At 65.1% G+C, this 21,253-nt stretch carries 18 protein-coding genes; 10 read left to right on the top strand and 8 right to left on the bottom strand.

Going from position 1 to position 21,253, the window contains the following annotated elements; genetic code table 11:
* The first annotated feature begins 97 nt into the window (after window positions 1–97).
* The gene (locus CRO01_RS11750; RefSeq protein ID WP_097009349.1) at window positions 98–1,447 is read left to right on the top strand and encodes a sulfatase family protein; all 1,350 of its coding nucleotides are present in this window, start codon (window positions 98–100) and stop codon (window positions 1,445–1,447) included.
* Window positions 1,448–1,462: 15 nt separating this feature from the next.
* Here the strand turns inward: CRO01_RS11750 and CRO01_RS11745 are convergent, their stop codons facing one another.
* Window positions 1,463–1,858: a CopG family ribbon-helix-helix protein gene (locus CRO01_RS11745; RefSeq protein WP_097009348.1), complete on the bottom strand. Its 396-nt coding sequence runs from the start codon at window positions 1,856–1,858 to the stop codon at window positions 1,463–1,465.
* 102 nt (window positions 1,859–1,960) lie between these two features.
* Here CRO01_RS11745 and CRO01_RS11740 point away from each other — a divergent pair, with 102 nt between their 5' ends.
* The 5 genes from CRO01_RS11740 to CRO01_RS11720 all read left to right on the top strand — a co-directional run bounded on the left by CRO01_RS11740 (window position 1,961) and on the right by CRO01_RS11720 (window position 7,797).
* A complete protein-coding gene (locus tag CRO01_RS11740) occupies window positions 1,961–2,917 on the top strand; it encodes a hypothetical protein (protein WP_097009347.1) in 957 nt (318 codons plus the stop codon).
* Between the two features lie 105 nt (window positions 2,918–3,022).
* A complete protein-coding gene (locus CRO01_RS11735; RefSeq protein WP_097009346.1) occupies window positions 3,023–4,264 on the top strand; it encodes a glycosyltransferase in 1,242 nt (413 codons plus the stop codon).
* Between the two features lie 86 nt (window positions 4,265–4,350).
* Window positions 4,351–5,244: a universal stress protein gene (locus CRO01_RS11730; protein ID WP_097009345.1), complete on the top strand. Its 894-nt coding sequence runs from the start codon at window positions 4,351–4,353 to the stop codon at window positions 5,242–5,244.
* 76 nt (window positions 5,245–5,320) lie between these two features.
* A complete protein-coding gene (locus tag CRO01_RS11725) occupies window positions 5,321–6,709 on the top strand; it encodes an ADP-dependent glucokinase/phosphofructokinase (protein ID WP_097009344.1) in 1,389 nt (462 codons plus the stop codon).
* Between the two features lie 155 nt (window positions 6,710–6,864).
* Window positions 6,865–7,797, top strand: coding sequence for a winged helix-turn-helix domain-containing protein (locus tag CRO01_RS11720; RefSeq protein ID WP_097009343.1), 933 nt, complete (start codon window positions 6,865–6,867; stop codon window positions 7,795–7,797).
* A 306-nt stretch (window positions 7,798–8,103) separates the two neighbouring features.
* On the opposite strand, the gene sod is transcribed toward CRO01_RS11720, so the two are convergent.
* A complete protein-coding gene (sod, locus tag CRO01_RS11715; RefSeq protein ID WP_097009342.1) occupies window positions 8,104–8,706 on the bottom strand; it encodes a superoxide dismutase in 603 nt (200 codons plus the stop codon).
* A 202-nt stretch (window positions 8,707–8,908) separates the two neighbouring features.
* On the opposite strand from sod, the gene CRO01_RS11710 reads away from it, so the two are divergent.
* Both CRO01_RS11710 and CRO01_RS16365 read left to right on the top strand, forming a co-directional pair.
* Window positions 8,909–9,658 (top strand): pirin family protein, encoded by a 750-nt coding sequence (locus tag CRO01_RS11710; protein WP_097009341.1) that lies wholly within the window; start codon window positions 8,909–8,911, stop codon window positions 9,656–9,658.
* A gap of 76 nt (window positions 9,659–9,734) precedes the next feature.
* Window positions 9,735–11,504: a PAS domain-containing protein gene (locus CRO01_RS16365; RefSeq protein WP_143824951.1), complete on the top strand. Its 1,770-nt coding sequence runs from the start codon at window positions 9,735–9,737 to the stop codon at window positions 11,502–11,504.
* A 16-nt stretch (window positions 11,505–11,520) separates the two neighbouring features.
* Here CRO01_RS16365 and CRO01_RS11700 read toward each other — a convergent pair whose 3' ends face one another.
* Window positions 11,521–11,949, bottom strand: a complete 429-nt coding sequence (locus CRO01_RS11700; protein WP_179747470.1) for a pyridoxamine 5'-phosphate oxidase family protein — start codon at window positions 11,947–11,949, stop codon at window positions 11,521–11,523.
* 95 nt (window positions 11,950–12,044) lie between these two features.
* A complete protein-coding gene (locus CRO01_RS11695; protein ID WP_097009339.1) occupies window positions 12,045–12,869 on the bottom strand; it encodes an undecaprenyl-diphosphate phosphatase in 825 nt (274 codons plus the stop codon).
* Between the two features lie 106 nt (window positions 12,870–12,975).
* Between CRO01_RS11695 and CRO01_RS11690 the strand changes: the two genes are divergently transcribed.
* Window positions 12,976–14,172: a sugar phosphate nucleotidyltransferase gene (locus CRO01_RS11690; protein WP_097009338.1), complete on the top strand. Its 1,197-nt coding sequence runs from the start codon at window positions 12,976–12,978 to the stop codon at window positions 14,170–14,172.
* A complete protein-coding gene (glmS, locus tag CRO01_RS11685; RefSeq protein WP_097009337.1) occupies window positions 14,172–15,971 on the top strand; it encodes a glutamine--fructose-6-phosphate transaminase (isomerizing) in 1,800 nt (599 codons plus the stop codon). The genes CRO01_RS11690 and glmS overlap by 1 nt, the downstream gene beginning before the upstream one ends.
* Before the next feature lie 24 nt (window positions 15,972–15,995).
* On the opposite strand, the gene CRO01_RS11680 is transcribed toward glmS, so the two are convergent.
* The 4 genes from CRO01_RS11680 to rhcE all read right to left on the bottom strand — a co-directional run bounded on the left by CRO01_RS11680 (window position 15,996) and on the right by rhcE (window position 21,226).
* On the bottom strand, window positions 15,996–17,306 hold the full coding sequence (locus CRO01_RS11680) for a digeranylgeranylglycerophospholipid reductase (RefSeq protein WP_310731936.1): 1,311 nt from the start codon (window positions 17,304–17,306) through the stop codon (window positions 15,996–15,998).
* A 534-nt stretch (window positions 17,307–17,840) separates the two neighbouring features.
* Window positions 17,841–18,872 (bottom strand): LLM class flavin-dependent oxidoreductase, encoded by a 1,032-nt coding sequence (locus CRO01_RS11675; RefSeq protein WP_097009336.1) that lies wholly within the window; start codon window positions 18,870–18,872, stop codon window positions 17,841–17,843.
* A 3-nt stretch (window positions 18,873–18,875) separates the two neighbouring features.
* Complete coding sequence (gene rhcD / locus CRO01_RS11670) at window positions 18,876–20,081, bottom strand: L-rhamnonate dehydratase (protein WP_097009335.1); 1,206 nt, start codon at window positions 20,079–20,081, stop codon at window positions 18,876–18,878.
* 113 nt (window positions 20,082–20,194) lie between these two features.
* The gene (rhcE, locus tag CRO01_RS11665) at window positions 20,195–21,226 is read right to left on the bottom strand and encodes a 2-keto-3-deoxy-L-rhamnonate dehydrogenase (protein ID WP_097009334.1); all 1,032 of its coding nucleotides are present in this window, start codon (window positions 21,224–21,226) and stop codon (window positions 20,195–20,197) included.
* Between the last annotated feature and the right edge of the window lie 27 nt (window positions 21,227–21,253).

Here is a 21,253-nt window from a genome sequence, read left to right as displayed (position 1 = left end):
CCTGCGAATCGTCGGACCTGCTGGATCGTCCTGACGCGGTCGACGCCGATACCGGGGATCGAACGACTATCCGTGGGGCTATCGTATCGGTAACCGCATGACCGCCTCGGCACCGAACGTGGTGTTGATCCACGCCCACGACCTCGGTCGGTATCTCGGGTGCTACGGTCGGGACATCGAGACGCCGGCGATCGAACGCCTCGCGGCCGGCGGAGCGCTCTTCGAGAACCACTTCGTCACCGCACCGCAGTGCTCGCCGAGTCGCGGCAGTTTCATGACCGGGCGCCACCCGCACGTCAACGGGCTGATGGGGCTGGCACACGGGAGTTGGGAGCTACACGACGACGAGCTAATTCTGCCGCACTATCTCAGCGACGCCGGGTACGAAACCCACCTGTTCGGGCTCCAGCACATCAGTCAGGACACCGACCGGCTCCGCTACGACCAGATCCACTCTGAGGGCAACCTCTATCCCGGCGTTGCGCCGTCAGTTCATCAAGCCAACCGGGCCGAGAGCGTCGCATCGGTCGTCGACTCGTTTCTGGAGCGTGGGGCGTTCGACGCGCCGTTTTTCGCGTCGGTGGGCTTCTTCGAGTGCCACCGCGTTGAGGAGAAAGCCGGCCGCTTTGGTTTTCACGGCGATCAGTACGACACCGACGACCCCGAGGACATCCAGCCGCTGCCGTACCTGCCCGACAGACCCGGTATCAGACACGACCTCGCCGAGATGCGGGGGATGGTTGACGCCATCGACGACGCCGTCGGGACGATTCTCGACGCCATCGACGACGCCGGCCTCGCCGACGAGACGGTCGTCGTCTTCACGACCGAGCACGGCATCGCGTTCCCCCGGGCGAAAGGGAACTGCTACGACGCCGGACTCGAAGCCGCGCTGGTGATGCGCGTGCCCGGCGTCGCCGACGACGGACGGCGCTACGACGAGCTCCTGAGCAACGTCGACGTGTTGCCGACGCTGCTTGATCTACTCGACATCGACGTTCCGGAGCGTGTCGAGGGACGGAGTTTTCTCGGGTTGCTGACTGGCGGGGAGTACGAGCCCCGCGAGCGCGTGTTCGCCGAGATGACGTGGCACGACATGTACAACCCGGTCCGGGCGATCCGCACGGAGCGATACAAGTACGTCCGGAGTTTCTGGCGCCTGCCGAAGGTGTATCTCCCGCGCGATATCTTCGCCAGCGAGTCCGGCCGGGAGGTCCGGGAGACCTACGGCGTCCCGACGAGGCGGTACGAAGAACTGTACGACCTGCGGGAGACGCCCCAAGAAGACGAGAACGTGGTTTCGGAGCCGCGGTATCAGGACGCCCGGGCGGCGCTGTCGCGGCAGTTACACGAGTGGATGGTCGAAACCGACGACCCGCTGCTCGACGGTCCCGTCGTTCCGGGCAACTACGAGCAACTGCTTCAGTGGCCCCACGAGTCGATGTGAGCGGACGGCCGCTTCTCATCCTTCGCCGTCCCGGATGACCATCACCGTGACCCGGCGAACGCCGTCGAAGTCCCGGAGTTGATACGTGAGTTCTCGGACGTGCTCGGCTGGTCCCCGACAGAACAGCGATTCGAGACACCACTCGCCTTGGTGTGTGTGACTGGTGTTGAGGATCACGTCCTGAAACTCGTGCTGGATGGCGTGGAGGTCTCGAATCACGTCGTGGTGGCGATAATCGAACGCGAGGAGCGCGACGACGGTGCCGCTCGTCGCTTCGAGACGGGAGTGGGCTTCGATATACTCCAACATCGCCTCTCTGACGGCCCGCGACCGGTTGTCGATGTCCTGCTCTTGCCAGACCCGGTCGAACTCTTCGACTACGTCGTCGGGGATGTTGAAACTCGTTCGCATAGTCGCTGGGTCGTCGTGACGCCACAAGAAATCTCGTATGACGATTCCCCCAATTCGGTAGTAACAACCGTTATTCACGGCGGTGTCTGATTCCCGGACAGGATGTTACACGGCGACGCACTCGGTCTTTTCCTCGGGGCGGTCGCTCTCGGTGCCGTTCACGGCATCGAACCGGGCCACGGCTGGCCCGTTGCGGCCTCCTACGCGCTCGACCAGACGAACAAGTGGGTGTACGGATTCGCGGCGAGTTTCATTCTCGGCCTCGGCCATCTCATCAGTAGTATCGCGATGGTTGGGGTGTTCTTCTACGCGAAGGACTACTTCGATCTCACGCAGGTCAACGAGCCGCTGACGGTCCTCGGCGGCGTCCAGATCGGCGGGCCGGTCAGCCTCGTTGCCGGTGTCCTGCTTATCGCGCTCGGAGTCCGTGAATACACTCACGGCCATTCCCACGGCAGTCACGGCGACGGCCATTCCCACGACGACCACGACGAGAGCAACCACTCCGAACAGCACAGCCACGAACACCCGGACGGCCACCAACACGACGTGGACAAGTATCACGGCCATGCCCACGAACGAGAGCAGTCACACGGCGACGGCCACAGCCATTCGCACGACTACGACGACAGCCATTCGCACGACCACGACGACAGCCACGGCCACAGCCATTCGCACGACCACGATGATGAGGGGCTGTTTTCTCGTCTGAAACGGTTCGTCCCCTTCGTCGGTGGACACTCGCACTCACACGAGGGGCCCGAAGCGACCGCCGACCGCGGCCTCCTCGGAATCGCGTGGTTCGCGTTCGTCCTCGGGTTCGCCCACGAGGAGGAGTTCGAGATCATCGCGCTCTGTGCCGGATCGAACTACTGCCTCGAACTGATGAGCGCGTACGCCCTCACCGTCATCGCGGGGATCGTCGGGCTGACGATGTTGTTGATTGCGGGTTATCAGCACTCCGAGGAGACGGTCGAGCGGTACACGCCGTATCTCCCGGCGTTTTCCGCCGCCGTTCTCATCATCATGGGCGTTGGCTTCATCGCCGGCGTGTTCTGAGTGAGGGGCTCGCGGTGAGCGGCAGTCTCACCAGAAGACCACCCACAGCAGAATATCGCCACCCCCAATGGCTACCTCGGCGGCCGTGCTATCGAGCGTACGGCCATGCACGCCCCAGCGCTCCCGGACCGATCGGTAGCCGCGTACGCCGGCGTGGTCGAGAGCGACCGCATCGAGCGACTTCGATCGCGCGCCGACGCGCTCGGGGATGCTCGAATTCTGCACGTCAACTCGACGGCGACCGGCGGCGGCGTCGCCGAGTTGCTCCGGTCGATCGTCCCGCTCTGTACCGACCTCGGCGTCGAGACGGAGTGGCTCGTGCTCGACGCCGACGACGAGTTTTTCGAGGTCACCAAAGCGATGCACAACGGGCTGCAGGGCGACGACGCCGCGCTGACCGATGCGATGCAAGCGACCTATCGCGCTGTGACCGAGCGAAACGCGGCCGAACTCGACGGCGAGTACGACCTCGTCGTGCTCCACGACCCCCAGCCGCTGGGGATGCTCGATCGACTCAGAGAGCGACTGCCGGATGCGCCGATCGTCTGGCGCTGTCACATCGACCTCACCGAGCCCTCGCCCGACCACCTCGGGTTCGTCGCCGAGTACGCGAGCAGGGTCGATCACGCGATCGTCAGCCGATCGGACTACGCGGGCGTGGTCGACGTGCCAACGAGCGTCGTCTACCCCTCGATCGACCCGCTGAGCGAGAAGAACCGGGCGCTCGACGAGGCGACGATCGCCGCCGAGCACGACCGGCTGTACCCCCTCTCCTTCGACGCGCCGGTCGTCGCGCAGGTCTCCCGGTTCGACCCGTGGAAGGATCAGTTCGGCACGCTGGCGGCGTTTCGACGGGCCCGCGAGGAGGTGCCGGACCTCCAGTTGGCGCTGGCCGGCGGGATGGCCGGCGACGACCCCGAAGGGCTGGCGGTCTACGAACAGGTGGCCAGAGACGCCCTCGGCGACCCGGACATCCACGTGCTGACCGATCTGCCCGACACGACGATCAACGCGCTGCAACGCGGTGCTGATGTCGTCGTCCAGAAGTCCCTCCGGGAGGGGTTCGGACTGGTCGTCTCGGAAGCGCTCTGGAAGCGCACGCCGGTCGTGGGCTCGACGGTCGGCGGCATCCCGCTGCAGATCGAGGACGGGAAAACTGGGTATCTCGTCGCCCCCGACGACGCGCAGGCCGCCGGCGCGCGCATCGTCGACCTCCTCGGCGACGACGAGCGCCGGGCGAGGTTCGGGACGAACGCCCGGGAGCGCGTCCGCGAGCGGTTTCTCCTGCCACGACAGCTCACGGAACTGTTCGACATTTTCCTCGACGTGCTGGAGAGCGATCGGTGAGCGCCAGAACATCCTGCCAGAGGGGAGAACGGCCCCAGCCATCCCCACACGACTATCTGCCGCGACGGTGAAACTGCAGTCGTCCCATGAGCCGGGTCATCGACTCGATGCTGCTACCGACAGACGGCAGCGAGGACGCTCTCACGGGTGCGAAACACGGGATCGCGCTCGCGTCGCTGACCGGCGCGGACGTGCACGTTCTCTCCGTCGAGGAAGGGGCGGCCGCAACGAACGCGGTCGAGACGGACGCCGACCTCCCAGCGCTCGAAGCTCACGCTGAAGCCGCGGTCGAGACGGTCGCGGAGATGGCACGCGAGTTCGACGAGACGATCGAGGTGACCACGGCCGTCAGGAGCGGGACGCCGTTTCAGACGATTCGTGAGTACGCCCATCGGCGCGGGGTCGACGCCATCGCCATGGGGACGAAAGGGCGTAGAGGGCTCGAAGAGGTGTTGCTCGGGAGCGTCACCGAAAACGTCCTCCGGACCGCACGGACGCCCGTGCTGGCCGTTCCGCCGGAGGCAGACGCCGCGATCGGCGACGTGACGTTCGAGCGCTTTCTGTTGCCGACCGACGGGAGCGAGGGCGCGGCGATCGCCATCGAGTGGGGGATCGCGCTGGCGGCCCGGCTCGAAGCGTCGGTCCACGCGCTGTATTCCGTCGACACCGTTCCGTTCCTCGGAGAGCAAGCGCCCGGCGAGCTCCCCGACGTGCTCGAAGAGCGCGGACAGGCGGCGATCGAGGGGGTCAGAGAGCGCGCCGGCGACGCCGGCATCGATAGCTCCGGATCGACTGCGGCCGGGTCGCCCGTCGAAGTGATTCCCGATGCGGCGAGCGACCGCGACGTGGATCTGATCGTCATGGGAACCCACGGCCGGACGGGCGTCGGCCAGTGGTTTCTCGGTAGCGTCACCGAGAACGTCGTCCGACAGACCGACGTGCCGGTGCTCTGTGTCCCCGTGAGCGCCGCGCCGCCCTGAGCGGAGCCGAGGAACGTCGCGCCGATAGCCAGCCACACACAGCGTTAGGACGGCGGCCGACGAACTACGACACACAGTGGCATACAATCGCTCACGGCTGGACGCCGACGTGAAAGCGCTTGCCGGACTTCCCGTATTCGTGGCGTACAACGCGAACGTCGACGGGATCGTGCGTGTCGACGCCGAACTGGGGGCAGCGCTCGACCGTCCGACAGAACCCGGAGAGCGCGCACCGCCGAGTCGGTTGGCGTCGAAGCGGGATCTCGCCACCGCGATCACGCACACGATGGCGACCGGGCAGGGCGACGAAGTCGCCATGACCGACGCGTTCGCCGCGGCGCTCGAAGCCGACCTCGAACCCGACAGCCAACAGCTAGGCGGGCAGACGGGGATCATGACGAACCTCGTCGCCGCGCTGGGCGCCGCGCCGATCGCGTACACGTACCTGCTATCCGAGCGCCAGCGCGCGCTGTTCGAGCACCCCGAGGCGATCCGGTATCCGGCCGTCGAGGACGGAGCAGTGCAGTTCGTTCCCCTGCGCGAGGCCCCGGTCGCCGATCGCACGAAGCTGAACTGGGTGTTCGAGTTCGGGGCCGGCGACCAACTTTTCGGAGTGCGCGCCAGCGAGGACACTCGCTTCATCGCGGCGTCGAGACCGCCGGAGTTCGACCTGACGGCCGGCGACCTCGACGCCCACGTCGATCAGGTCGGCGAGGTGGTCGAGGGAGCTTTGCTGGCGGGGTATCACAACCTCACGCCGGATCACGTCGAGGGGAGCTACGACGAGCGGCTTCGCCACGCCCGCGACGTACTCCGGCGATTCCGTTCGGGTGACGACCCGAAAGTCCACATCGAGTACGCGACCACGCACGACGACGACCTTCGGGCGAGCATCTACGAGTGGATTCTCCCCGAAGCCAACGTCGTCGGAACGGACACGCGCGAACTCGCGCTCCTGTGTGACGACGCCGACCTCGACCTCGCCGACGACGAGCCGACCGAGGAGACGCCGTTCGAGACCGGCGAGATACTCGCCCACTACCGGATGCTCGCCGCGCTCCGCGAGGAACTGGGCGTCGAGTGCATTCGGGTCCACGCGATGGAGTACCACCTCGCCGTGCTGGACTCATATCTCACGCCGGCGGCGGTCAGGCGCGGACTGGAGTTCGCCGCCGTCAACGCCGCGGCCAAGGCCCATCACGGCGACATCACAGCGCCCGACGACCTCGACGCCGGGCTGCAGTACGACCGATCGGACGCCGGCGCAGCGGCGATCGAACGTCTCGCGGACCACCTCGACGAGACGGTCGACGACGGGACGCTCTGTACCCCCTCGGTGGTGGCCTGTCCGAATCGCGTCGTCGACGAGCCCGCGGGGACGGTCGGAATCGGCGATGTCGTGTCGGCGTCGAGCTTCGTGCTCGAACTCGCCGCCGCGGCGGAGCGAGGCGACGCCGACGCGTGAGTCCGACGACACCGAGAGGTGAACCTGAGGCCGCCGATTCGTGAGCCAGAGGACGCCGATCAGTCGCGGCGCTCGGCCCGACAGCGGCGTCGACGAGCCGACCTCGAAAGCGATCCTCCGACAGGTTTTACCCGCAAAGCGACAGTACCAGTAGTATGAGTCAGTTCGATCGGGCCGCCAGCGCCGAGCCGGACGTGGAGTCGGACGACGAGGCAGCGCCCGCCGCCCGGACCGAGTCCGAACTGCTGCCCGCCGAGGTCTTTTCGATTCTCGGGAACGACACGCGCGTCGACATCCTCCGCGGGCTGCTCGAACTCGATGCCGACGAGCGCCCGGTCAGCTTCACCGACCTCTTCGAGCAGGTCGATGTCGAGGACAGCGCGAACTTCAGCTACCACCTCCGACAGCTCACCGGCCACTTCATCAAGCAAAGCGACGCCGGCTACGAGTTCCGATACCCCGGCCGGAAGGTCGTCAGCTCGATCTTCACGGGCACGCTGACCGAGCGCACGCAACTGGGATTCTTCCCCGTCGACGGCGCGTGCTACGACTGCGAGGGCGACCTCCACGGCTGGTACGTCGACGACACGCTCACGATCGGCTGTACCGACTGCGGCGCCGTACAGGTGAGCTACCCGTTCCCCTCGGGCGGGCTCGACGACCGAACGACCGACGACCTGCTCGAAGCGTTCCACCACTACGTTCGCCATCACTACTGTCTGGCCGCCGACGGCGTCTGCCCGGAGTGTACGGGCGCAATCGAGACAAGCCTCGTGCGCGACCCCGACGAGGAAGACTTGGATGTCGCCGTCGAACACGTCTGCCAGCGCTGCCAGTACCGACTGCAATCGACCGTCGGCGTCACGCTGTTAGACCACGCCGAAACGCTCGTCTTTCACGCCAACCGCGGCGTCGACCTGAACACCGAGCCGTTCTGGAACTTCGACTGGTGCGTGAGCGATCACCGGACGACCGTCGTTTCGGAGGACCCGCTTCGAGTCGAGGTGGCGATCCCCTGCAGCGGCGACGAACTGGAAGTGCGTATCGACGACTCCGTGTCCGTGGTCGAGACAGCCGTGCACGAGTGAGCACAGGTGTGCATTCAGTCGAGAGAATGCAACGAATACCCCTCTTTGAGGCCACTGTTTGCATTCAGTACCACTGGATGCAACGACTGGAAGAGAGCATACTGAGCCACACGTCCCAAATCCGGTCGTTGTCGTGCAGTTGGCCAACGCACGCGGTGTCGACGTATGGTGCGGCTATTTGCAAATGAGGGTCCTGAATGGGAATTCTCCAGATCGATCGACGCAGTATTCGATGCTCCGGAGTTGTTCGGCAACAGCCTGAGGCTGAAAAATGAGCTGCGGTAGAATACCTCCGGTCGGAGCGCTCTACTCGAACTGCTCGACGGCCTGCTCGTAGCGAGCCGAGGGCTCGTCCCAGTCGACGACCTCGAAGAAGTTGTCGACGAACTCGCCGCGGGCCGGGCCGTAGTCGTGGTAGTAGGAGTGCTCCCAGACGTCGAGCGCCAGAATCGGGTGGCTGCCCCAGAGAGCGCCTTGGTCGTGCTTGTCGACGACGACGTTGCGAAGCTGGTTGCTGTGGGAGTCGTAGACCAGCAGCGCCCAGCCGCCGGCTGCAGAGGCTGCGGCCTCGAACTCGCCCTTCCACGCCTCGTAGGAGCCGAAGTCCTCCTCGATGCGGTCGGCGAGGTCGCCCTCGGGCGCGTCGCCGCCCTCGGGGCTCATCGACTGCCAGAAGAGGTCGTGAAGGACGTGCCCGCTGCCGTTGTGGGTCACGTCGCGGATGGCGCCGGCAGACGACGAGAAGTCGCCCTCCTCGCGGTTCTCGGCGAGGGTCTCCTCGGCGGAGTTCCAGCCGTTGACGTAGCCCTGATGGTGGGTGTCGTGATGCCAGGTCAGTACCTGCTCGGAGATGTGCGGTTCGAGCGCGTCGTAGTCGTACGGAAGCGGCGGAAGTTCGTAATCGCTCATGTCTACATCACCGTATATAGTCGGCAACAATATGAAGGTTCTCTGTAGGGCGTTTTAGTAACTCAAGAGTAAGAACAGATTCCCTATAGAGAGGCAGCAAAGCCAGATCATACTCCAGAATTCTGAATAAGAGTAACATCTACGACAGCTATTTGCTTCCGGGGGCACGAAGCTTATCAATCCCAATCGCTTCGGCTCGCACATGACAGCTGACGACGCCGATCGAAACGGCAACGAGCCGGTTCCCGGCGGGACGGTGAGACACGGCCCCGGCGTGACGGCGAATCGGGCGTTTCCGACCAACAGCTACCCGTCGCATCTCGACCCGTTCGTGCTGTTCGAGCGCTTCTACATCGACCCCGAGAAAGGCTTCCCGATGCACCCCCACAAGGGGTTCGAGATCGTGACCTACATGCTCGATGGCGGGATGGACCACGAGGACTCGCTGGGCGTCGAGCACACCGCCTACGGCGGCGACGCGATGCAGATCACGACGGGAAGCGGGATCGAGCACGCCGAACTCGCCGCCGATGGCGCGGCGTGTACCGGCCTCCAGCTATGGATCAACCTCCCCCGAGAAGACAAAGACGCCGAGCCGTCCTACGCCGACGCGTCGCCCGACGAGTTGCCGACCGAAGACCGTGACGGCGCGACCGTCACGACCGTCGTCGGAGAGGGCTCGCCGATCGAGCTTCACACGCCGATGGAGTACCACGATATCGACGTGACCGACGCGTGGACGTGGTCGCCCCCAGAAGGCTGGGCGGGCTTTCTCTACGGCGTCGGCGGCGAGGGAACGGTCGACGGCGAGGCGTTCGAACAGGGTGACGTGCTCCATCTGACCGAGGCCCGTGAAGTCGAACTCGACGCCGAAGGATCGCTTCGCGTTGTCGCCGTCGCGGGCCGACCGCACGACGAGCCGATCCAGCACCAAGGCCCGTTCGTGTTTTGAACGGAGCTCGACGACGCCATCGAACGCTGGACAGAGCGCCCAAAGTGACTAATCGAATGCGTGTATAGGACTCGTCATGACACTGTCGGCGGCCGCGTATCGGGACATCTTCGAAGAGCATCCGGACGGGATGGCGGTTCTCGGTCCGGAGACCGGCCGCATCCACGAGTGCAACGCGCGGTTTGCCGAGCTCGTTGATACGACCAGCGAGCAACTGGAGGGGCGAGCGATCTCGACGGTGCTGGCGTCACCGACAGCCGCGGACGGCGACCTCGTCGGTGAACTCCAAGAGACAGAGGGAGAAACGGCCTATAGAATACGGACTGACGAGGAAACGGATCGGTCAGTCGCAGTACGAACATCGACACTCGATGGCGGTGGGAACGAGAGAGTGGTGATGCGAGCCGTCGCGGCGCCGGAGCAAGCCCAGCTACAGGAGCTAGAGCGGAAGACGCGGGCGATGGACGAGGCGCCGATCGGCATCACGATCAGCGACCTCGATGACGAAGACAACGCCCTGATCTACGCCAACGAGGGGTTCCAGCGGCTGACCGGCTACTCGAAAAGCAGCGTCGTCGGACAGAACTGTCGATTCTTGCAGGGCGACGAAACGAGCGGAGAGCCGGTGGCGACGATGCGTGATGCGGTCGAGGCGAACGAGGCCACGTCGGTCGAACTCAGAAACTACCGGAAAGACGGGGCGATGTTCTGGAATCGCGTGACGATCGCCCCCGTCGAAGACGCCGACGGCGAGATTAGCAACTACGTCGGCTTTCAGGAGGACATCACCGAACGAAAGGAGTACGAACAGGAACTGGAGCTCGCGTACAATCTCCTCGAAACGGTTCCCAGCGGCGTCTTGCGGACGACACCGTCGGCCGACGGAACCTTCGAGTACGCGAATCCCGCACTCGTCTCGCTGCTGGATGCGGAGTCCAGCGACCAGCTCCGAGAGCACCGCGTCGCCGAGTTCTACGAGACGCCGTCCGAGCGCGCCGACCTCATCGATGACCTCGCCGAGACCGACACGCCGGTGCAACACGAAACGACCGTGGAGACGATGACCGGCGACACCAAGGAGGTGCTGATCACCGCACTGCTCACCGAAGACGACGGCGGGAACGAACACATCCACAAAGTCGTCCAGGACATCACGACCCGGAAGGAGTACGAGCGCCGCATCAAAGAGCAGCGCGACAACCTCGACATCCTCAATCAGATTCTCCGGCACGACATCCGCAACGATCTCCAGTTGGTGAGCGCCTACGCCGAAATGCTCGACGAGCACGTCGACGAGGCTGGCGAGGAGCAGTTGGCGACGATTCGGACGAGCGCGGCAAACGCCATCGAACTCACTCGAACGGCACGAGACATGGCCGACGTGATGCTCTCGGCGGAGGACACCCGACGCGAAGTCGACCTCCGGAGGGCACTTGTCACCAAGCTCGAGGAGACGCGCGACGAGCACCCGGAGGCCGAGATCGAACGCCGGGAGTCGCTCCCGTCGGCGACGGTGCTGGCAAACGATATGCTCGGGTCGGTGTTCCGGAATCTCCTGACGAACGCGATCAAGCACAACAATTCTGACCAACCGGAAGTCACCGTGACAGCGACCACTGACGAGGAGACGGCGACGGTTCGAGTCGCGGACAACGGACCGGGAATCCCGGACGCACAAAAAGACGAAATCTTCGGCAAAGGTGAGAAGGGACTCGAAAGCGAAGGAACGGGGATTGGGCTGTATCTCGTCCAGACGCTCGTCGAACACTACGGCGGCGAGGTATGGGTCGAGGACAACGATCCCGAGGGAGCGGTGTTCGGCGTCGAGTTGCCGCTGGCGGGCTGACCGAGTGGACGAACTCTCACTCGAGGTCGGGGGCTCGACGGCCCGACATCTCCTCGATCTGGAGTGTGTACCAGCTCGGCTCGAGATCGTCGAACGATCCCTCGAAAACCGAGAGGCCGACGGCCGTCGCCGACTCCGCGAAGATGTCTGCGGCGTCGACCGCTTCGGGCGAATCGTCCGGGATTTCTACCATTTCTCCGTCAATTATGACACTGTGCCAGTTATCGATGCTGCCCCAGTCGTAGCTCACGAGCGTCACCGCCGGGGACGCGTCGATGTAGTCCTGTTTCTTGCTGGTGTCGCCGGAGACGAGCTGGAAGATACACCGGTTGTCGATGACGTCGTACCCGAACGAGATCGGGAGTCCGTACGGCGTCTCGCCGCCGAACGAGAGGACGCCGTGGCCCTGTCGTTCGAGGAACGCAGCGATTTCCTCGTCAGTCATTGCGACGCCGTACGGGGGTGCGGTCATATCCGTGGTGGGAGACCGACGGCAATCAGCGACACGGTTACCGGCTATTGGTGTTTCCGAGCCGACACTCACACGACCGTCGCCAGCGCGCCGCCGAGGATCGCCAGCCCGCCGAGGCCGTAACAGACCGCCCAGAAGGGCACGCGTTCGACGATCCGGAGCAAGGCGTCGATCGCGGCGTAGCCGACGACGACGCTCGCCAGCAGCGCTACCACGGCGGAGTCGGGCGAGACGCCGGGCAGCCCGCCGGCGTCGGCCATCGTCAGCGCGGCGGCGCCGAGCCCGGCCGGGATCGACATGAGAAAGGAGAGCCGAAATGCCGAAGCGCCGTCGTGGCCGCGGACGAGCAGGCCGCTGGCGGTCGTCCCCGACCGGGAGACGCCGGGAAGCACCGCGAGCCCCTGCAGCGCCCCGACGATCACGGCGTCGAGCCAGTTCGGCAGGTCGCGCTCGCCGAGGCCGACGGACTCGCTGGTCTGCTGGAACAGCCCGGTGAGTACGAGCAGCGCGCCGATCAGCGCGACGAAGGCGCCGCCGGCGAGTTCACTCGCGGCGTCAAGTACGGTGGCGTACAGCGGGACGCCGACGAGCCCCGTCATAGCCGTCGCCAGCACGACGAACGAGAGCTCGGCGGTCGGGCGCTCGAACGCCGATCGGGGACGCCACTTCGGTGCGTCGGCCAGCGCCGCCGCGATGTCCGATCGATAGTAGAGTGCGGCCGAGACTGTGGTCCCGACCTGCAAAAAGAGTGAAAGCTGGACGGCGATCTCGGGTGCAGTGCCGACAGCGGTCAGAAACAGCGACAGGTTGCCTTGGCTGGAAACGGGCAACCACTCCAAGATTCCCTGCAGGACGCCGGCGAGGAAGGCAACGAGAAGCTCGGGGAGATCCATGCCCGGCTGTTTGCAAAGCCACCCCAAAACAGGTGCGATCCGAAGCGCAGCAAAAAGTTGGGAAACGAAAAGGTTAACGGAGGCTTACTGGGAATAACTGAGCATCATGACAGCACCGACGGCGGTCGTTTTAGCCGCGGGGGAGGGCGTCCGTCTTCGGCCGCTCACCCGCAATCGGCCAAAGCCGCTGCTCCCGGCAGGCTCGTCGCCGATTCTCGAACACGCGCTGGACACGCTCACGAGCGTCGGCGTCGACGACATCGTTCTCGTGGTCGGTCACAAGCGCTCGCGCGTGCAGGACTACGTCGGGTCGACGCACGACGGCGCCACGGTCCGCTATGTCACACAGGACTCGCAGTTAGGGAGCGGTCACGCGCTCTTGCAGGCCGAGTCGGCGGTCGACGGCCCGCTGCTCGTGTTGAACGGCGATCAAGTCATCGACTCGGCCATCGTCCGGGACGTGCTCGACGCCCATCGGGACGCCGGCGACGCCGCGGCGACGGTCGGCGCGCTCGATCGGGGCGGACTCTCGCGGTACGGCGGCGTCGTCGTGGACGACGGCCGCGCGACCGAGTTCGCAGAGAACCCGGACGACGAAGCCAAGTACCGGCTCAACGCCGGCGTCTACGGGCTGGAGCAATCGATCTTTGACGCCCTGCGTTCGACCGGTCCCGAGAACGGCGACTTGCCGCTGACCAGCGGCCTGCAGACGCTCGTCGACCGGGACGAAAACGTCGCTGCGGTCCGGACGGAAGGACTCTGGGCGGACGCCAACTACCCGTGGGACGTGCTTGGACTCGCCCGCGAGCTGTTCGACCACGGCGTCCTGCCGGGCGCCGACGACCCCGCGATGGGGATCGCACCGTCCGCGCGCGTCCACGACGACGCCGTTCTCAAATCCCCGGTCGTCGTCGCCGAGGACGCCGTCGTCGAGGCTGGCGCGGTGCTCGGGCCACACGTCTGCGTCGGGCAGAACGCAACGGTTGGGGCGAACACGGTGCTCGAAAACACGGTGCTGGACGCCGACGCTCGGGTCGGCGCGAACGCAACGCTTGCGGACTGTATGCTCGGGCAGGGCGCCCGCCTCGGTCCGGGAACGATCGCCGCGGGCGGACCGGCCGACGTTCGGATCGACGAGCGTGTGCTCACCGACCAGCGGCTCGGCGCCGTCGTCGCCGATCGAGCCGAACTCGGCGGCGGCGTCACGATCGCACCGGGGACGCTGATCGGCCCCGAAGCACAAGTCGGGGCCGGCGTGACGCTCGACGCGAACGTGCCAGCCGACGCGGAGGTGCGCCGCTGATGTGTGGCATCGTCGGCTACGTCGGCCGCGAACGCCAGCAGGACGCCCGCGACGTGCTGGTCGGCGGGCTCTCGAATCTCGAATACCGGGGGTACGACTCGGCCGGCGTCGCCCTCGCAAACGGCGATGTCACCGTCGTCAAACGCGAAGGCGAGGTCGACGAACTCGTCGGCGCACTCGACGAGCGCGCGCCGAGTTCGGCGCCGGTCGGGATCGGCCACACGCGCTGGTCGACCCACGGCGAGCCGTCGGACGAGAACGCACACCCCCACACCGACTGCACGGGCGAGGTCGCGGTCGTTCACAACGGCATCATCGAGAACTACGATCAGTTGCGCGCCGAGCTCCGCGAAGGCGGCCACGAGTTCGAGAGCGGGACCGACACTGAGGTCGTTCCCCACCTGATCGAGGAAGCGCTCGAAGCGGGCGCCGACCGCGACGCCGCGTTTCGAGATGCGATCGACCGTCTGGAGGGAAGCTACGCGATCGCCGCCGTGTTCGAGGACGACGAGACGGTGTTCGCCGCCAGACAGGACTCCCCGCTCGTGATCGGCGTCGGCGACGACGGCTACTATCTCGCCAGCGACGTGCCCGCGTTCATCGACTACACTGACCGCGTCTGCTATCTGGAGGACGGTCAGTTCGCCCGGATCGACGCCGAGACGATGTCGGTCACCGACGCCGACGGCAAGCCGGTCGAGACATCCCTTTCAACTGTCGAGTGGGACGCCGAAGACGCCGGCAAGAGCGGCTACGACCACTACATGCTCAAGGAGATCCACGAGCAACCGCGGGCGTTGCGGAAGTGCCTCCGCGAGCGCGTCGACGGGATCGACGGGAGTGTCGACCTCGATCTCGACCGGCTCGACGACGCCGACCGGATCCACCTCGTGGCCTGCGGAACGAGCTATCACGCCGCGCTGTACGGCGCGCAGGTGCTCAGAGAGCGCGGCGTCCCGGCCCAAGCGTTCGTCGCAAGCGAGTACGACCGGACGACCCTCGCGGGCGAGACGCCGCTGGTGATCGGCGTGACCCAGAGCGGCGAGACCGCCGACACGCTGGGGGCGCTCCGGACGGCCCGCGCGGCTGGCGCCGAGACGCTCGCGGTGACAAACACCGTCGGTTCGACGGCGGCCCGCGAGTGCGATCAGGCGCTGTACGTCCGGGCAGGGCCGGAGATCGGCGTCGCCGCGACCAAGACGTTCGCCAGCCAACAGCTCGCACTGCACGCCTTCGCGCTGTGGCACTCGGCCGACTCGATCGATCCCGAACGAATCGACGCGTTACGGTCCTTGCCCGATCAGGTCCAGTCGGTGCTGGACGACGCCGACGTGGAGTCGATCGCCGCGGAGTACGCCGATTCCTCGGCGTTTTTCTTCATCGGCCGCGGCCACAACCACCCCGTCGCGCTCGAAGGCGCGCTGAAGCTCAAGGAGATCACCTACGAGCACGCCGAGGGCTTCCCGGCGGGCGAGCTAAAGCACGGCCCGCTGGCGCTGATGGAAGACGACGCGCCCGTGATCGCGCTGGTGACCGGCGACGGCGAGCGCGCCCGGAAGACGCTCAACAACGTCAAGGAGGTCCAATCGCGCGGGGCGCCGGTGATCGCGGTCACGGACGGGCGACTCGACGTCGAGCAGTACGCGAACCACGTCCTGACGGTGCCCGAGACCGACCCGACGCTCGCGCCGCTGCTCGCAAACGTCCAGTTGCAGCTGCTGGCCTACTGGATCGCCGCGAGACTCGGCCGGCCGATCGACAAACCGCGGCATCTCGCAAAGAGCGTCACCGTCGAATAGCGCGCCCGAGAGGATAGAAGCGACTTACCGGAGTCCTGCCATCGGGTTCCACCGACCCGACGGATCCTTGAGTCGGCCCTTGAGCCACTTGGCGACGAGCGGCACGTCGCTGAGATGGAGCAGTTTCGCCATGTCCAGTTTTCCGCCCTTGTTCGCGCCCGCCAGCACGTCGCCGTCTGCCCGTCGCAGATCATTCATCAGCGTGTCGTAGCGCTCGTTCCGGGCGAGATAGAGGAGCTCGGTCAGCATGAGCCGCGAGTGCATGTTCGGCGCGACCTCGTTGTGCCAGAGCTGATCGTAGACGCCGATGTTTTCGGCAGAGGTGTCGGGCGTCGACCCAGCGAGACAGTAGTCCGCGGCGACCGCTGCGACCCGACCGGACTTCATGCCCTTGTGGATGCCTTCGCCCCACAGCGGGTCGATCGACGGGACGGTGTCGCCGATCGCCATGAAGTTGTCAGTGTGCAGTTCGCCGGGCATCTGGATGTGGGCGGAGCCACGGAGGACGTTCCCGTCATCGGGGCGATAGGCGTCCTCGAAGCGCGGATCGTCGTCGAGCCACCGATCCATGTAGTCGTCGATGCGCATGCCGTCGACGGCCTGCTCGCGGTGCCGGTCGTTCTGGATGTAACAGACTCCGACCTTCGCGGTGTCGCCGCCCGTGTGGAAGATCCACGAGTAGCCGCCGGGAGCGATGTCGTGATCCAGTCGGAGCATCATCGAGTCCGTCAGATCGGCGTACCCGCGATGGTCGAGGTCGATGCCTTCGACCTCGTAGTCGATGCCGATCGCTTGGGTCTCCCGGTGAAGGTTGCTGACGTCGAGTTCCTTGGCCAGCGGTGCGCTCGGGCCGGTCGCGTCGACGACGATGTCGCCGTAGATCTCCTCGTCACCGTTGTACCGAACGCCGACGATCTCGCCGTTTTCGAGGATCGGCTTCGAGACGCGCGCGCCGAAGCGAACTTCGGCGCCTTCCTCGCGTGCGGCGTCGACGAGCCAGCGCTTGAACGCCGCGAAATCGAGCACCGCACCGGCGTGATCGCGGTTGTAAAAGGAGTTCGGAGATTCGAGAACGACGTTGTCGGTGTAGTTCTGAACGACCGTGTCGGGGACCTGAAACGCCGACATCATCGAGTGGAACGTCCCGGCCGTCGATTTGTTACTCGGGCCGGGGAACCCGTCTTCTTGCTCCGCTTCGAGAACGACGACGTCGTAGCCTCGTGCGGCGATGTCGCGGGCGCACTGCCCACCGGCAGGACCCGCCCCGGCGATGACGACGTCGTGCCGGTCGTCGTCCGGCGTCGTCATCGCTCTGTTCGGTGATTCGTCGGCCATGAACGAACGTTCATTTATTTGCTTGTAAGGGTTCCCCTTGAAGCCGGGGCGAAAGTTTTAGCGGAGGCTGATCGCATCAGCTGAGCCTCGACGAATAGCAAATAAATGTAAAGTGCATTGTTTCCTCGGTAGGGCACAACAATAATAATACCGAGAGGAAACCCATAAAGAAAAATTTTTGATATTTTGCTGTTGACCGGCGTCGTTGGATCTTCACCTCTATCTTGTAATAGCGATACGTCTCGAGATCGACGATTTTGGAGGTGTAATAGCACGGAACCGTGCTGAAACCTCACCAGACGGCCGATATGAGGCGGTGAAAAACACTAACAGCACCGGCAGCCAATATCGAGGATACGTGCCGGTAATCGCCGTATCTGGCCTGTATCTCGTCGGGAAGTCGAGCGCTGGCAATAAATCCTATAGCAAGTTGCGACCACAAATAGGAGATATACATGGAAATAAAATATATTATGTTACTTTGTCATACTTCCAAAACAAGTCAAAGAAACAGTAGTGCGGTTGCTGCTTGCGCTACTGGAACTCCGGCATCACCTCGTCGGCGAACAGTTCCATCCCGCCGTGGTCGGGGAAGTCGACGAACCAGCCCATGAACTTCGTCACGCCGGCGTCGATCCGGCGTTCGATCGCCGCGGCGCACTCCTCGGGCGTTCCGACGATGAAGTAGTCGTCGGCGTTCTCCCGGGTGATGTCGGGCTGGTCGGTGTACTCGTCTTCGAACTGGATCGGCGTCATCAGGTCGAGCATCCGGTCGAGCTTCTCCTCGTCGCGCGTGCAGACGATGTGGCCGTCCCACGAGTACTCGATCTCGTCGGGGTCGCGCCCGACGGTCTCGCAGTGGTCCTCGATGACGCCGATCTTGTGCTCTAAGGTTTCCACGTCGCCGTTGAACACGTCGGTGTTCCAGACGTCGGCGTGCTTGGCGACGAGCTTGAGCGTCACGTTTTCGCCCTGCCCGCCGACGAGGATGTCGGGATGGGGGTCCTGTACGGGCGCCGGGGCGCAAGGGGCGTCCTCGATCTGGTAGTGGTCGCCGTCGAAGCTGGCGCCGTCGCCGCCAGCATCCCACATCCGCTTCATCAGGCGGATCGACTCGTCGAGGCGCATCAGCCGGTCGAACCCGTCGCGGTACTCCCAGTCGTAGGCGTCGTACTCCGGTTCGTGCCAGCCCGCGCCCAGCCCGAGTTCGAGGCGGCCCTCCGAGATCACGTCCAGCGTCGCCGCCATCTTCGCGACGAGCGCGGGGTTCCGGTAGTCGTTGCACAGCACCAGTGACCCGATGTTGATATCGTCGGTGAAGCCGGCCATCGCCGAGAGGAGCGTCCAGCACTCGTACTCGGCTCGGTCGCGACCGAGCATCAAGTGGTCGGGCGCCCACGCGGCGTCGAAGCCGAGTTCCTCAGCCTTGAGGATGCCGTTCTTGGTCGTCTCCCAGTCCAGCGCGTCGTAGGTGGGTGTGTCCCGGTGGACGGGCTCGTCGCCGCCCTGATCGGGCGCACCGGCGAACACGGGAACGTTGTACTCGAACGAGATGTTCTCGGACATGGGTTACTCCACGGCGAAATGTTCGAGCGCCTCGCGATTGAGTTGGGTGCTGACGCCGGGCTCGTCGGGCAGCGGGATCGAGCCGTCCTCGGGCGAGGGCGGGTTCTCGAAGATGGCGTCGGCGTAGGTCGACTCCTGCTCGTCTTGACGCTCCTCGAACCACTCGGGCGTGGGGAAGTACTCCGCCATCGGCATGTTGGTGTGGGCGGCGATGGCGTGCAGCGTCGGGTTCGTGCCGGCGTGGGGAATCACGGGCACGTCGTGGACTTCGGCCATGTCGGCGACCTTCTTCATCTCCGTGATGCCGCCGACGCGGCCCACGTCGGGCTGGAGGATATCGACAGCGCCCGCTTCGAGGAGATCCTCGTGGCCCCAGCGGGTGAACTCGTGCTCGCCGCCGGAGATCGGCATCGGCGCGGCCTCACGGACCTCGGCGTAGCCGTCGATGTCGTCGGCGATGACCGGCTCCTCGACCCACGCCATGTCGTACGGTTCGAGGCGATCGACCATCTTTTTCGCATACTTGACGGACCAGCCCATGTAGGCGTCGCCCGCGATTTCGAGTTCATCGCCGACCGCGTCGCGGACCGTCTTGACGATCTCCTCGTTTTTCTTCATGCCAGCGCGGCCGTCGCCGGGGCCGTGGAGGAAGCGGAGCTTCACCGCGTCGAAGCCCGCCTCGGCGTACTGGATGGCCTCACGCTCTAATTTCTCCATGTCGACGGGATGGAGGTTCGACGCGTACGCGGGAATTTCGTCTTTCGTTGGGCCGCCGAGCAGTTCGTACACCGGCTTGCCAGCGTCCTTGCCCGCGATGTCCCACAGCGCTTGATCGACGGCACTGATCGCCATGATGGCGACACCTTTGCGGCCGAAGGGTAGCGTCGCGCGGTACATCTGCTCCCAGAGGTGCTCGCGGCGCATCGGGTTCTCGCCGATCACGAGCTTCGAGAGCGTCTCCTCGACGACAGTGGCGATGGCCCCGGAACCCCAGTTGCCGACGCCGACGCCGGTGATGCCGGCGTCCGTTTCGATTTCGACGACGACGTCGCCAACCGGACCCATCCACTTCCGGCGGGCTTGGGGATTCTCGCCGTCGACGTTGCGGTACTCGTCGTACTTCGACATGATCGTGACGAGGGGGAACTCGATGAACTCGCCCCACGACTCGTTGCTGATTTTCGTTGCTGAAACGTCAGTGATTTCCATGGTACAGTGTGTGTATCATTCCGCGTATGCGGTTAAAATCTTTCCGTCGCATCCGTCCGAGACCGCGCGACGGCGATGTCTCTATGCCGGCCGCGATCGGTCGTGGATCGGCGTCACTCGGTGAACTGGAAGACGGGTTTGCAGGTCTCGGAGTCGAGGAACGCCTCGAACGCTCCGGTCGGATCGTCGGCGCTGTAGGAGGTGTCGAGGATCTTGTCGACGGCGATCTCGCCGCGTTCCATCAGTCGAAGCGCCTGCTCGAAGTTCGTCCACGTCGACCCGTAGGAGGTGTTGACCTCGACCTCGCCGCGGACGACCGGCGTGAGCGTCACCTCGCTGGCGTCGTTGGGGATGCCGACGACGACGACCTGTCCGCCCTTGCGGACGAGATCGGCGGCCGTGCCGATTCCAGTGTGATGGCCCGTCGTATCGAAGACGACATCGAATCCGATGCCGTCGGTAAGGTCCTCGCTGCGAGTCTCCAGATCCTCGGATTGGACGTTGATCGTGTCGATCCCGAGGTCGTCGACCAGCGGCAGCCGATACGCGGCGTCCTGCTCCAACCCGGAGACGACGACGTTCGCACCCAGCGAGTCGGCGACGGCGGCGACGAGCACGCCGATGGGGCCCGGACCTTCGACGAGGACGTTGTCGCCGGGCGTCGTCTCGGACTGTTCGAGGACGGCGCGCGTGGCGATGCTCGTCGGCTCGGTGATCGCCGCGTGGCGCAGCGGGACGCTCTCGGGGACGGCGTGCAGGTGTTGTGGCTCGACCGTGACGTACTCGGCGTACGCGCCGTCGCGGTGCATCCCGGTGATCGAGAAGTTCTGGCAGACGTTGGGTTGGCCGTTCTTGCACTGGAAACAGTGCCCGCAGTCGTGGATCGGCTCCTCGATGACCTTGTCACCGACCGCAAAGTCCTCGACGGCGTCGCCGACCGCGGCGACCTCGCCGGAGTACTCGTGGCCCATAACCCGGGGGATCGGAATCCACTCGTACCCGCCGTCGTACTTGTACGCGTGGGCGTCGCTTCCACACAATCCCGCCGTGTGGACCTGTACTAAGACCTCGTCGTCGTCTGGCTCGGGCCGCTCTCGCTCCTGTGTCTCGATGGAACGAGGGCCCGTCTGGACAATCGCTTTCATAGTTTGCTAGTGGTTGTCTGTCTACCT

Source organism: Natronoarchaeum philippinense (assembly GCF_900215575.1).
In the GTDB taxonomy this organism is placed as follows: domain Archaea; phylum Halobacteriota; class Halobacteria; order Halobacteriales; family Natronoarchaeaceae; genus Natronoarchaeum; species Natronoarchaeum philippinense.
This window is presented reverse-complemented; position numbering and strand designations above follow the sequence as displayed.